Below are 12,213 nucleotides of genomic sequence, written 5' to 3' on the forward strand. Positions count from 1 at the left end.
TTCGCTCGCCAGCTCCCCCGATGGGGGAGCTTTTGTGCTGTATATGTTGCCGCTGCGGCAAAACCTCGCCCTTCGGGAGAGGTGGCAGCGCGTGAGCGCTGACGGAGAGGGTGGAATTTCCGGCAAATGCCTTTACTTATAGCCGATTTTTTGCCATAATAAGAAAAAACGGAACCGGGAGGAAACCAGCATGAAGGTCATGATCTTTGACGTGGGCGGCACCGAGATCAAATACTCGGTCATGGACGATGCGATGAACCGGTACGAGTCCGGCAGCATCCCGACGCCCAGCGACAGCCAGCCGCACTTTCTCGAAACGTTGGCGCAGCTCTACCGCCCCCACAGGGACGAGGTGGACGGCATCGCACTGAGCCTGCCCGGCTTCATCGACGCCGAGCACGGTGTGGTCCTGGGCGGCGGTGCGCCCTCTATCATCTATAACATCGGCACCCCGGTGGGCCCGCGCCTGGCCGAGCTCTGCGGCTGCAAGGTCTGGATCGAAAACGACGGCAAGGCAGCTGCCATTGCCGAGCTGCAGCGCGGTGCGCTGCAGGGGTGCAGCAACGCGGCGGTGTTCGTCATCGGCACCGGCGTGGGCGGCGGCCTGATCGTCAACGGCCAGCTGGTGCGCGGCCGGGACTTCACCGCGGGCGAGTACAGCTTCATGAATACCAACGCCGACGCCTGGAGCGACAGCAAAAAGACGATGGCCGGCCAGTGCAGCACCTCCGCGCTGCTGGATGCCTACCGGGTGCGCAGGCAGCTGCCTACCGATGCCCCGTTGAACGGCAGGCTCTTCTTTGATGCGGCCAACGCAGGGGAGCCGGAGGCGCTGGAAGTGCTGGAAGCCTTCTGCAGGGCGGTGGATGTGCAGATCTACAACCTCAGCGTCCTGCTGGATCTCGAAAAGGTGGCCATCGGCGGCGGCATCAGCGGCCAGCCCCTCCTCATCGAGACCCTCGACCGGGTGTATGAGGAAAAGATTCTGAAGGGCCATCCCTTCAGCGAGGAGCAGGCCCGCAGCCTGCCCCGGCCGGAGATCGTGCCCTGCGCGTTCCACAATGAAGCCAACCAGATCGGTGCGCTGGTCAGCTACCTCAACGCATTTTACCCGCAGAAATAAAGTGCCCAGAGCGGCTGTTTTTCGATGGTTTCTATTTCTAGCTTGAAGCAAAGCGAAAAATGGTGTATTATAATGGGTATTGAATCATGAGCAGTACCGGGCGGTTTGGCCCGGATGAAGGGGGAACTCCACCATGGCTGATAAAAACTTTTTGACCGAGATCATCGACGCCGACCTCGCCGAGGGCAAGGTCAGCGAGATCCATACCCGTTTCCCGCCGGAGCCCAACGGCTACCTGCACATCGGCAGCGCCAAGGCGATCTATATCAACTGGTCCATCGCGAACCAGTACGGCGGCAAATTCAATCTGCGTCTGGACGACACCAACCCCGCCCGCGAAGGTGAGGAGTATGTCAACAGCATCATCGAAGACCTGCACTGGCTGGGTGCCGACCCCAACGGCGGCATCTTCTACGGCAGCGACTACTTCGACAAGTGCTATGAGTATGCCGAGAAGCTCATCCTCGAAGGCAAGGCCTACGTGGACGACCTGACCCGCGACGAGATGCGCGAGTACCGCGGCAATGACGCGGGCAAGCCCTCCCGCCCCTCTCCGTGGCGCGACCGTACCCCGGAGGAGAATCTGGACCTGTTCCGCCGGATGCGTGCCGGGGAGTTCCAGGAGGGCGAAAAGACCCTGCGTGCAAAGATCGACCTGGCCAGCCCCAACATGAACCTGCGCGACCCGGCCATCTACCGCATCAAGTATGCGGAGCACCACCGCCAGGGCAGCAAGTGGTGCATCTACCCGATGTACGACTTCGCGCACCCCATCCAGGACGCCATCGAGGGCATCACCCACAGCATGTGCAGCCTGGAGTTCGAGAACCACCGCCCGCTGTACAACTGGGTCATCGAGAACATCTTCGGGACCGAGTTCCCCAAGCAGCGCGAGTTCGCCCGCCTGAACATGACCAACACCGTCATGAGCAAGCGCTACCTGCGCGAGCTGGTGGAAATGGGCATCGTGGACGGCTGGGACGATCCCCGGATGCCGACTCTGTGCGGTCTGCGCCGCCGCGGCTACACCCCGACTTCCATCTTTACTTTTGTGCGTGAGGCCGGTATCTCCAAGTCGGACAACCTCATCGACATGCGCCAGCTGGAAGCCTGCATCCGCAGTGAACTGGACCTGACCGCGCAGCGCCGCATTGCCGTGCTGGACCCGGTCAAGCTCATCATCGACAACTACCCGGAAGAGAAGACCGAGTACTTCGACATCGCCAACAACCCCAACCGCGAGGCCAACGATGCCACCACCCGCAAGGTGGCGTTCACCCGCGAGCTGTGGATCGAGAACGAGGACTTCGCCGAGGTGCCGCCTCCCAAGTTCAAGCGCCTGACCATCGGCGGCGAGGTCCGCCTGATGGGTGCATATCTCGTCAAGTGCGAGAGCATCGAGAAGAACCCTGACGGCAGCATTGCCGCCATCCACTGCACCGCTGACATCGAGACCGGCAATGGCAACCCGGCCGACGGCCGCAAGGTCAAAGGCACCATCCACTGGGTGAGCGCCGCCCACGCCGTGGACGCCGAGGTCCGCCTGTACGACAAGCTCTTCACCGAGGCCAACATGAACGCCATCCCGGAGGGCAGCGACTACAAGGACTACCTGAACCCGGAGAGCGTGACCGTGCGCACCCACTGCAAGCTGGAAGAGAGCCTGAAGGATGCCAAGCCCGGCGAAAAGTTCCAGTTCGTCCGCACCGGTTTTTTCACCCCGGATTCCAAGAACCCCGGCGTGTACAACCGTGTCGTGACCCTGCGCGACAGCTTCAAACCTGCAAAATAAACCAAGACCTGCCAAAGGAGCATACAACAAGATGAAGAAACACATGAGCCGGAACACCCTCGTGATGGTGCTGCTGGATATCGTTCTGGGTGTGGTGCTGTCGCTGTATATCGCCAACACCGGCACGATGCCTGCCGCAGACAACGCGGCCACCTACACCGATGGCACCTACACGGCCAGCGCCAAAGGCTGCCTGAGCGATGTGGCGGTCACCGTGACCATCACCGGCGGCAAAGTGACGAATGTGGACATTGATGCTTCGGGCGAGACGCCGGAACTGGGCGGCAAGGCGGCGGAAAGCCTGACAGCCAGCCTGAAAGAGGCAGGCAGTACCGCCGGTGTGGATGCTGTGACCGGCAGCACCATGACCAGTGACGCGGTCTTTGCCGCAATGGATGATTGTCTGGCGCAGGCCGCACAGTGATCGCACTCTCCCAACTGCTGCACGGCAACTGCGCGTGCAGCAGTTTTTTGTTTGGAAGGCTTTCCGTTGTACAACCTCTCCGTCAATGCTTCGCATTGCCACCTCTCCTGGTAGGAGAGGCCTTGGCATTCCCTGCAACGTTCACCGTTTCGCCAGAGGCTCTCCTACCAGGAGAGCTGTCGAGCGGATGCGAGACTGAGAGGTTGTACCGGGGAGGGCTTTCTCTTGTAAGGAATCTCTATGCTGATTGATGTTTTACCATTGTCCGATACCACGGCCCGCCTTGTCCGGGCCTATGGGGAGGCCCCCTGCATCGCCCTGCCGTCGGCGCTGCCGACCCCGGAGGGCGGCAGCTGGGCTGTCACCGAACTGGGGGACTACTGCTTCTCCGAATCGCCCCGGAACATGCCCGCCCCGGACGCAGTCTGCCGCTACGCAGTGGGGGAAGACGGCAGCGCCGTCCTGACCAGAGCCTTTGGCCGGGACCGGACCGGACGGCACCGCCGCTATGACCTCGACTTTGGCGCTGCGCCCGAAGAAGACCTCCACCCCGTCTGCGGGAACTTCCTCGAAGAAGCCGTCCTGCCGGACAGCCTGCGGGTCATCGGGAGCTGCGCGTTCTACAACTGCCGCAGGCTGCGCACCCTGTCCGTGGGAGCGGGGGAGCTGACCGTGGGCAGCGATGTCTTTTTGAACTGCTTCGCACTGGCGGACCTCATCGTCCGGGCCGACCCGGAACAGGCCACCGGCCTGTTCGCGCTCGTCAACAACATCACCGAGGCCGTGCGGGCGCTGTTCTGGTGCCCCGGCGAGGCGGCCCCCCGCGCAGGTCTGTGGTATCCGGCCTACTGGGAGGATGTGGAGGAATCTCCGGCGCATATCCTGCTGCACACCTTTTCCGGGCAGGGATATCATTACCGGCAGTGTTTTCTGGATGGAAAAATCCTCTGCGCAGAATACGACGCTATTTTCCCGGACGGCCACGCCTCCGAGGACAAGGATATCATGGCCATGCTCTGCTTCGACCGCCTGCGCTGGCCTTGGGGCCTGACCGAACAGGCAAAGACCCCCTACACCGCGTTCCTCAAGGTGAACACGGGCCGGGTCGTGGCCCGGCTGCTGAAGGCGCAGGACCTTGACAGCCTGAAGGCCTTGCTGGCGCTGGATGTGCTGGACGCGGCCGGGTTTGCCGAGGCCGCAGCGCTGGCCGTTCAGGCCGAACAGGCTGCTGCTGCTGCCCTGCTGGCCGATGCCGCCCACAGCAGACAGGCCGCAAAGCCGAACCGGAAACGCTATGATTTTGACTTTTGAACCCTTTCCCGCAGGGGAAGTGAGGTGAAACGATGCCCAAAGAAACATTTTTCGACCCCCGCAAGCCGTTTGAATCGAAGCGCCCGGAGACCCACGAGGAGTGGCAGGTACGGATGGGCGGTGAGGTGCTGGCTGTGGTGCGCAGCGGGCTGTATCTGGACTTCCGCTTTCTCGACCTGGCGCTTTCGGCGCTGACGCCCACCCCGGATGAGCGGTGCGGTGTGCTGGCCACCGATGGCCGCATCCTCTGCTACCAGCCCAGCGCCCTGCTGCGGCTCTATCAGCAGAATCCGAAGTATCTCAACCGGTTGTATCTTCATACGATATTCCACTGCGTATTCCGACATCTCTGGATGAAAGGGAAGCGCGACCCGCGTCTGTGGAGCCTGGCCTGTGATATCGCGGTGGAAAACGTCATCGACGGGCTGAACCGCAGCAGCGTCAAACGGCCGCTGACCTATGTGCGGCAGAACGCCTATCAGTGCATCGCGGAAGAGGGCAAAGTCGTGGCAGCGGCCCCGGCGTACCGCTGGCTGGTCCGGCAGACGCCCGGTGTGCTGCGCCAGCTGGAGCGGGAGTTCTGCACCGACGACCACCGCCTCTGGCCGAAAGACGCCCCCGAACAGCCCCAGCAGATGCCGACCCCGCTGCCCCAGAAGACCTGGCAGAAGATCGGGGAGCGGATGCAGACCGAACTGGAACTGCGCGACAAGGAGGCGGGCGAGGGGGCCGACAACCTGAAGGAACAGGTCAAAGCCGCCAACCGCAGCCGCCGCAGCTACCGGGATTTTCTCCGCCGGTTCTGCGTCACGCGGGAGGAAGTCCACCTTGATCCCGACGAATTCGACCTGAACTTTTACACCTACGGCCTGTCCGTCTATGGGAACCTGCCTCTCATCGAGCCGCTGGAAACGCGGGAGAGCAGAAAGATCGAGGAACTGGCCCTCGTCATCGACACGAGCTATTCTACCTCCGGCGAGCTGGTCCGGGCATTTCTGGCCGAGACCTACACCCTGCTGAAAGGGAGGGAGAACTTCTTCCACCGGATGAACCTGCACCTCATCCAGGCCGACAACGCCATCCGGCAGGACCTTCTGGTCCGGAACGAGGACGAGCTCATCCATGCGATGAACCACTTCCAGCTGCGGGGCGGCGGCGGAACGGATTTCCGCCCGGCGTTCGAATACGTCAGCCAGCTCTGCGCCGAGAAAAAGTTCTCCAACCTGCGGGGCCTGCTCTACTTTACCGACGGCATGGGCACCTACCCGGCCCGCCGCCCGGCCTACGATACGGCGTTCCTGTTTCTGGGCGACCGTTTCGATGACGCCAATGTCCCGCCCTGGGCCATGAAGGTCGTGCTGGACGAGGAAGAATTTGCAGGCCCGTCTGCCAGAGCCGCGTCGGCCCTTGCCGAGGCGCTGTACGACGAGGACGTCCCCTGCCGCGAACTGAACAACACCTGAGGATGTGAGGAACGTTTATGAACATCAAACGAGCCAAAGAAGAGATCGAACACACCGTCAAAGCGTATCTGGCCAAGGATGCGCTGGGCGAATACGCCATCCCGGCCATCCGGCAGCGCCCCATCCTGCTGATGGGCCCTCCGGGCATCGGCAAGACCCAGATCATGGAACAGGCGGCGCGGGAGTGCGGCGTGGCGCTGGTGGCCTATACCATCACCCACCACACCCGCCAGAGCGCGGTGGGCCTGCCCTTCATCCGCCAGCGCCATTATGACGGGAAAGACGTCTCGGTGACGGAATACACCATGAGCGAGATCATCGCCAGCGTCTACGCCAGAATGGAGGCCACCGGCCTGAAGGAGGGCATCCTCTTCATTGATGAGATCAACTGCGTCTCCGAGACGCTGGCCCCCACCATGCTGCAATTTTTGCAGTGCAAGACCTTCGGCAACCAGGCCGTCCCGGCGGGCTGGGTCATCGTGGCGGCAGGCAATCCGCCGGAGTATAACAAATCGGTCCGTGATTTCGACATCGTCACGCTGGACCGTGTCCGCCGGATGGACATCGAGCCGGATCTACAGGTCTGGAAGGACTACGCCCGCGCTGCCCACCTGCACAGCGCGATCCTGAGCTATCTCGACCTTCACCCGCAGAACTTCTATCAGATCAACGCCGATGTGGACGGCACCCAGTTCGTCACCGCCCGCGGCTGGGAGGACCTCTCCAATCTGCTGGATACCTACGAGGCGCTGGGCCTCAAGGCAGACGAGGCACTCATCCGCCAGTACATCCAGCATGAGAAGATTGCGGAGGATTTCTCGGCCTACCTCGACCTCTACTACAAATACCGCGACGACTACGGCGTGGAAGAGATCCTGGCCGGGCAGGCCAAACCCGCCGTCTTCGCTCGCCTGCTCAACGCGCCCTTCGACGAGCGGCTGAGCCTTGTCAGCCTGCTCCTGTCCGGCCTGAACAACCGGTTCACGGCGTCCCGCCGGGCCGATGCTGCGGCCGATGCCTGCTATGCCTTCCTGCGGGAGGCCAAACAGGGCTTTGCGACCCTGCCCGATGACATCCCGGATGGCCCGGCAACTCTGTTCAACCAGATGATGACCGACTACGACGCCGAGACCCAGCGCCAGCGCGAGGCGGGTCTGCTCAGCCGCGACGCGCTGGCCACCCGGCTCAAGGTCTATGCCGTCCTGCGCCAGTGGGAGGCGGAACTGCGCCGCGCCAAGGCGGCGGGCACACAGGAAGCCTTCGACCTGCTGCGCACCCAGTTCCAGTCGCTCTCCGACGAGCGGGATGCCGCACAGGAGGCGGCAGCCAGCGCACTGGAAGCGGCCTTCGATTTTATGGAGCAGGCCTTTGCCGAGAGCCAGGAGATGGTGGTCTTTGTCACCGAGCTGACGCTGGCCCCTGCCGCCCATGCGTTCATCACCGAGAACGGCTGCCCCCGGTACTTCCAGTACAACAAGGACCTGCTGCTCGACCACCGCAAAGCGGCATTGCAGCAGGAGCTGGCGGCAGAAGAGCGCCGCCACGGGGGAATGTGAGCCATGCTGGCAAGTCTGATCTTCAGCCTGAACAGCACGATGCCGTTGTTTTTCCTCATGCTGCTGGGCTACCTGCTCCACCGAAGGCAGTTCCTCACCGACGACTTCGTGGCCATGGCCAACAAGTTCGTCTTTCATGTGGCGCTGCCGGTGCAGCTGTTCCGGGACCTTGCCACCATGGATGTCCGTGCCAGCTTCGATGGCCCGTATGTGCTGTTCTGCGCTGCGGTCACCACGGCAAGCATTCTGGTCATCTGGAGGCTGGCCCGGCTCTTGTTGAAGGACAAGCACATCGTGGGGGAGTTCGTGCAGGCGAGCTACCGCTCTTCGGCGGCCATCCTCGGTGCGGCCTTTATCCAGAACATCTACGGAACCTCCGGCCTGTCCGGCCTGATGATCCTGGGCAGTGTGCCGCTGTACAACATCTTTGCGGTCGTCATCCTCACGCTGGAAAGCCCTTCGCAGGACGCCCGGAGCGGCATGGGGGAGAAGCTGGTCAGGAGCCTCAAGGGCATCGTGACCAACCCCATCCTGCTGGGCATCGCGGCGGGCTTTGCGTGGAGCCTGCTCCGCCTGCCCATGCCCGCCATGGCCAACAAGACGCTCTCCAGCCTGGCTGGTATGACCAGCCCGCTGGCCCTGCTTGCCATCGGTGCGGGCTTCAGGGGCCGCGCAGCGCTGGGCTACCTCAAGCCCACGGCCGTTGCAACGGTCATCAAGCTCATCCTCCTGCCGGCCATCTTCCTGCCCGTGGCGGTGCGGCTGGGCTTTGTGGACCAGAAGCTCGTGGCGCTGATGGTCATGCTGGGCAGTGTGACCACCCCGGCGGGCTACGTCATGGCCAAACAGATGGGCCACGAAGGCACCCTGACCGGCAGCGTCTGCGTCACCACCACCTTCTTCAGCGCCCTGACCCTGACCTTCTGGGTCTTCTGGGCGAGGAGCCGTGGATATATCGTATAAATAAAAAAGAGCTGCTGCAAAACTCCTTCAGTCACGGCTTCGCCGCGCCAGCTCCCTCGAAGAGGGAGCCTTAGCGTGACGGGTAGCTGTAAAGCCTCCCTCTGGGAGGGAGGTGGCATCGCGGATGCGATGCCGGAAGGAGTTTGCAACGGCTCACTTTTTGCATGAAAATAAAAAAACAACAAAAAAGCATCTTGAAAAACTTCAAGATGCTTAGTGGTTGCGGGGGCCGGATTTGAACCAACGACCTTCGGGTTATGAGCCCGACGAGCTACCAGACTGCTCCACCCCGCGCTATTTACTTTTTGCTGTCGGCCTCTCGCTGACTGCTCAAGTATAATACCACAGAGCGGGGGAGATGTCAAGTGTTTTTCAAAAGTTTTTTCGAACTTTCCGGTCGTCACTTCGCTTCAGGCTTGCGGGGCTGCTTTTTGCGGGGGTGGCGGACTTTGTAGAACACCACGCCGCAGACGATACCGATGCCGATGGCGGGCCATGCGCCGATGAGGAAGACGAGAACCGTCTGGACCCCGGCGGTGAAGTTCGACCAGCCGTTCCGGAAGGCGTCGGTCAGCCGGGCACCCAAGCTGCTGCCGGTGGAGGTCAGGGTCTCGACCTCGTTGAGGGTGATGTTCACGGTGCAGTACTGCACCTGATTGGCGTACCAGTTCAGCTGGCTCTGGTAGCTCTCGATCTGGTACTGCACGTCGCTCAGGGAGGACTCGATCTGCAGCAGGTCGGAGAGCGCGTCCGCGCTGGCCTGCAATTCCTGCAAACGGGTGCGCTGGGCGGTCAGATTGTCCAGCCGGGCCTCGATGTCCAGATACTGGGTGGTCACATCGTCGGCGCTCTCGCTTTTGCTGGTCACATTGCCAAGAACATTTTCGGCAACGCCGAGGAAGGCGCTGTAGTACCCCTTCGGCACCCGCAGGGTCAGCGAGAGGGTGCGGGTGTTGTCGGTGCTGTCGGTGTACTCGTTGCTGGATTCCATATAGCCGTCCACATCGCTGAGCGTTTCGTTCAACTGCTGCTGGGACCAATCGAAGTCCTGCGTCTCGATGGAGAGATCGGCCGTGTAGATGAGCTTGGCGCTGTCCACCGTGCCGGAAGCCGCGTTCTCGCCCTCCACATTGCCGGAGGTCAGCAGGTCGGCGCTGCCGGCATCACGCACGGCGTGTTTGGCGCTGCCGGTGCCGTAGGTGTCTGCGCCGCCGTCCAGAGAATAGGTGGCAAGCTCCGGTGCGGCATCGTAGGCGGCTGCCGTGCTGGGCGCAGACCCGCCGGAGAACAGGGTGACACCGTTCCAACTGCTTTTGCTCAGCGCGGCACCATACAGGCAGACACCGCACAGCGCCACACAGGCGGCCAGTTCCGCCGCCCGTTTGACTGGGAAACGGATGGGGGCCTTTTTCTTCTTTTCCAGTGCAGGGGCCGGGGTGAGCTGGGGTTTGGGGGTGGTGCCGGATGCGGCCTGCTCGGCCTGCCGGGCCTTCTGCATGGCCAGCAGCTTTTCCTTCAGGTCGTCCGGGGCATGGACGTCATCGACCTCCATCTTGTACTCATACCACCTCATCTTCGATCTCCTCCTTCAGCATCGTATGTAGCTGTGCGCGGGCCCGCCGCAGCCAGCTGAGCACCGTATTGGTGGGAGCCCCCATCATCCGGCCCACTTCCGCAGCCGTGTATCCTTCGTAGTAGTGCAGGTACACGGCATTGCGGTAGTTCTCCGGCAGGGTGCGCACCGCATCGAGCACACTGCCGTCTTCCATCTGGTCGGGCGCGGGGATATTCTCATCCAGTTCGGTGTCCTTCTGGCGCGCTGCACGGGTCAGGTCCCGGCAGCGGTTGATGGCGACACGCAGCAGCCAGGCCTTGAGGTGCTCCTCACTCTCAAAGCGGCCGTCGTAGTTCAGGAGCTTTTCGAAAACATCCTGCACCACATCTTCGGCGTCCGCCGCGCAGCTGCAATTATGATAGGCTGCTCGGTAGACGGCGTCGCTGTATCGCTGCACAGCCAGCGCAAAAACTTCGTCTTTGGTCAACTGTCCCATATCGTCTTACACTCCTTTGAAGCCCCGGTGGCCGGGGTCTGCTGGAAATCGTTGGTTCCAGTGGGACATTCTACCGGATACACGGCTGAGAGGTCCCGATTATTGCATCGCAGAATAAAAAGAGTATAACAAAAATTCAACGTTTGTACAATCGCTGAAGCAACGCAATGCGCCCGGCGAGAAAGGCTTCGGCCTTGGGGTGGGCAAGCCAGTGCTTGCCGCCCGGCTCCCGGCAGAGCCGCTGCTCCAGCGCATGAGGGTCGGCGTCGATGGCCTCCACATCCCGCAGCGTGAGGGTGAGCGTGAGGGCCGCCGCGCAATCCGGCAGGGGCGGGAGCGGGTCTTCCCAGACGAAGGGCGGCAGCAGCTGCACCGCATACACCGTGCGGGAGCATTCCTCTGTCAGCAGCAGGGCGGCGGGGGTGCCGTCGGGCAGGACATGGAGGCTGCTGTAGAGCAGTTGCAAAGTCCGGGGTGCCAGCAGGGGCATGCTGGCCGCGCCGGGCGTTTCGCGCAGGGTGAGGAAGGCTTCGGCCTCGTCGGCGTAGATGCGCCGGGCCGGTGCCTGAAAGTCTGCCCAGAGTGCGGGCAGCGCAAACACGCCCTCGCGGTCCAGCCCATGCTGGAGCAGCAGGTAAAATTCGGTCAGCGGGTGTGCCGGGTCCGGCTGCGGCATCCCGAAATCCGGCCGGGAAAGATGTCCTCCGCCCATGTGATACGCCTCCTTGGAGATTCTGCTTCCAGTATAGTGGGCTGCGGGCCGTTTGGCAAGCAAAATCACGAATTGTAAACCCTGGCTGAATTTTTGTGTTGACCATTTGCGGCGGGCCGGGGTATACTGGCGAGCGTGACCGACAACAACGACAATAACGACCCGAATATCGGAGGGGAATCATGGAGAAGAAACTGACGACGTATCAAATGGCAGTCACGGCGCTGATGGCAGCGGTGATGTGTGTTCTTGGCCCGCTGACGGTGCCCATCGGAGCCGTCCCCATCTCGCTGGCAAATTTTGTCATCTGCCTGACCGCCTGGCTGCTGGGCCCCAAGTTCGGCACCCTGAGCGTGGCGGTGTATCTGTGCATCGGCCTGATCGGTGTGCCGGTCTTCTCCGGCTACGGTGCAGGTCTGGCCAAGCTCGCCGGCCCCACCGGCGGTTATCTGGTGGGCTACCTGCTGCTGGCGCTCATCGGCGGCCTGTTCATCGAGAAGAGCAACGGCAATCCGGTGGTCTCCGGCATCGGTCTGGTGCTGGGCGACGCGGCCTGCTATGTGCTGGGCACGGCATGGTTCGTGTTCCAGATGCAGTGTGAGCTGGGCTACGCACTCTCGGTGTGCGTCTATCCCTTCATCGCGCTGGACCTCGCCAAGATCGTGGTCTCCTGCGTCGTGGGCGCATTGCTGCGCAAGCGTCTGGTGCAGGCAGGCGTCCTGAAGATGGCCTGATGGTCAAAAGAAACGAGAAAACCTCGGCATTCTCCGGAGGATCATGAAGCACGAGAGGAAGACCGGCCTTCTGCAAGCAGCGGA

General features: G+C 62.2%; 11 protein-coding genes and 1 tRNA gene. 8 read left to right on the top strand and 4 right to left on the bottom strand.

Annotated features, from left to right (window positions below; all coding sequences use genetic code 11):
* Positions 1-190 precede the first annotated feature (190 nt).
* The 7 genes from I5P96_RS02210 to I5P96_RS02240 all read left to right on the top strand — a co-directional run bounded on the left by I5P96_RS02210 (position 191) and on the right by I5P96_RS02240 (position 8,632).
* A complete protein-coding gene (locus I5P96_RS02210) occupies positions 191-1,123 on the top strand; it encodes an ROK family protein (RefSeq protein WP_223382912.1) in 933 nt (310 codons plus the stop codon).
* A 133-nt stretch (positions 1,124-1,256) separates the two neighbouring features.
* Positions 1,257-2,915 (top strand): glutamine--tRNA ligase/YqeY domain fusion protein, encoded by a 1,659-nt coding sequence (locus tag I5P96_RS02215; RefSeq protein WP_118553398.1) that lies wholly within the window; start codon positions 1,257-1,259, stop codon positions 2,913-2,915.
* Positions 2,916-2,946: 31 nt separating this feature from the next.
* Positions 2,947-3,339 carry an FMN-binding protein gene (locus I5P96_RS02220; protein WP_118553397.1) on the top strand — a complete coding sequence of 131 codons (393 nt, stop codon included), beginning with the start codon at positions 2,947-2,949 and terminating at the stop codon, positions 3,337-3,339.
* Between the two features lie 240 nt (positions 3,340-3,579).
* Positions 3,580-4,650 (top strand): leucine-rich repeat protein, encoded by a 1,071-nt coding sequence (locus I5P96_RS02225; protein ID WP_223382913.1) that lies wholly within the window; start codon positions 3,580-3,582, stop codon positions 4,648-4,650.
* A 32-nt stretch (positions 4,651-4,682) separates the two neighbouring features.
* A complete protein-coding gene (locus I5P96_RS02230; protein ID WP_223382914.1) occupies positions 4,683-6,113 on the top strand; it encodes a VWA-like domain-containing protein in 1,431 nt (476 codons plus the stop codon).
* A gap of 17 nt (positions 6,114-6,130) precedes the next feature.
* Entirely contained in the window at positions 6,131-7,669 is a 1,539-nt protein-coding gene (locus I5P96_RS02235; RefSeq protein ID WP_223382915.1) for an ATP-binding protein, read from the top strand.
* A gap of 3 nt (positions 7,670-7,672) precedes the next feature.
* Positions 7,673-8,632 (top strand): AEC family transporter, encoded by a 960-nt coding sequence (locus I5P96_RS02240; protein ID WP_411703387.1) that lies wholly within the window; start codon positions 7,673-7,675, stop codon positions 8,630-8,632.
* A 217-nt stretch (positions 8,633-8,849) separates the two neighbouring features.
* On the opposite strand, the gene I5P96_RS02245 is transcribed toward I5P96_RS02240, so the two are convergent.
* The 4 genes from I5P96_RS02245 to I5P96_RS02260 all read right to left on the bottom strand — a co-directional run bounded on the left by I5P96_RS02245 (position 8,850) and on the right by I5P96_RS02260 (position 11,395).
* A tRNA-Met gene (locus I5P96_RS02245) sits at positions 8,850-8,926 on the bottom strand.
* Between the two features lie 106 nt (positions 8,927-9,032).
* Positions 9,033-10,205 carry a DUF4349 domain-containing protein gene (locus I5P96_RS02250; protein WP_223382916.1) on the bottom strand — a complete coding sequence of 391 codons (1,173 nt, stop codon included), beginning with the start codon at positions 10,203-10,205 and terminating at the stop codon, positions 9,033-9,035.
* Positions 10,192-10,683: an RNA polymerase sigma factor gene (locus I5P96_RS02255; RefSeq protein WP_097791462.1), complete on the bottom strand. Its 492-nt coding sequence runs from the start codon at positions 10,681-10,683 to the stop codon at positions 10,192-10,194. The genes I5P96_RS02250 and I5P96_RS02255 overlap by 14 nt, the downstream gene beginning before the upstream one ends.
* A gap of 136 nt (positions 10,684-10,819) precedes the next feature.
* Positions 10,820-11,395: a hypothetical protein gene (locus tag I5P96_RS02260; protein ID WP_223382917.1), complete on the bottom strand. Its 576-nt coding sequence runs from the start codon at positions 11,393-11,395 to the stop codon at positions 10,820-10,822.
* A gap of 182 nt (positions 11,396-11,577) precedes the next feature.
* Here I5P96_RS02260 and I5P96_RS02265 point away from each other — a divergent pair, with 182 nt between their 5' ends.
* The gene (locus I5P96_RS02265) at positions 11,578-12,129 is read left to right on the top strand and encodes a biotin transporter BioY (protein ID WP_097791460.1); all 552 of its coding nucleotides are present in this window, start codon (positions 11,578-11,580) and stop codon (positions 12,127-12,129) included.
* Positions 12,130-12,213: the final 84 nt, after the last annotated feature.

The sequence above is a fragment of the Faecalibacterium prausnitzii genome (genome assembly GCF_019967995.1).
Lineage (GTDB): Bacteria > Bacillota > Clostridia > Oscillospirales > Ruminococcaceae > Faecalibacterium > Faecalibacterium prausnitzii_E.

Coding starts and splice junctions, on each gene's coding strand:
- I5P96_RS02210 (WP_223382912.1), top strand. CDS start 191: ATGAAGGTCATGATCTTTGACGTGGGCGGCACCGAGATCAAATACTCG.
- I5P96_RS02215 (WP_118553398.1), top strand. CDS start 1,257: ATGGCTGATAAAAACTTTTTGACCGAGATCATCGACGCCGACCTCGCC.
- I5P96_RS02220 (WP_118553397.1), top strand. CDS start 2,947: ATGAAGAAACACATGAGCCGGAACACCCTCGTGATGGTGCTGCTGGAT.
- I5P96_RS02225 (WP_223382913.1), top strand. CDS start 3,580: ATGCTGATTGATGTTTTACCATTGTCCGATACCACGGCCCGCCTTGTC.
- I5P96_RS02230 (WP_223382914.1), top strand. CDS start 4,683: ATGCCCAAAGAAACATTTTTCGACCCCCGCAAGCCGTTTGAATCGAAG.
- I5P96_RS02235 (WP_223382915.1), top strand. CDS start 6,131: ATGAACATCAAACGAGCCAAAGAAGAGATCGAACACACCGTCAAAGCG.
- I5P96_RS02240 (WP_411703387.1), top strand. CDS start 7,673: ATGCTGGCAAGTCTGATCTTCAGCCTGAACAGCACGATGCCGTTGTTT.
- I5P96_RS02250 (WP_223382916.1), bottom strand. CDS start 10,205: ATGAGGTGGTATGAGTACAAGATGGAGGTCGATGACGTCCATGCCCCG.
- I5P96_RS02255 (WP_097791462.1), bottom strand. CDS start 10,683: ATGGGACAGTTGACCAAAGACGAAGTTTTTGCGCTGGCTGTGCAGCGA.
- I5P96_RS02260 (WP_223382917.1), bottom strand. CDS start 11,395: ATGGGCGGAGGACATCTTTCCCGGCCGGATTTCGGGATGCCGCAGCCG.
- I5P96_RS02265 (WP_097791460.1), top strand. CDS start 11,578: ATGGAGAAGAAACTGACGACGTATCAAATGGCAGTCACGGCGCTGATG.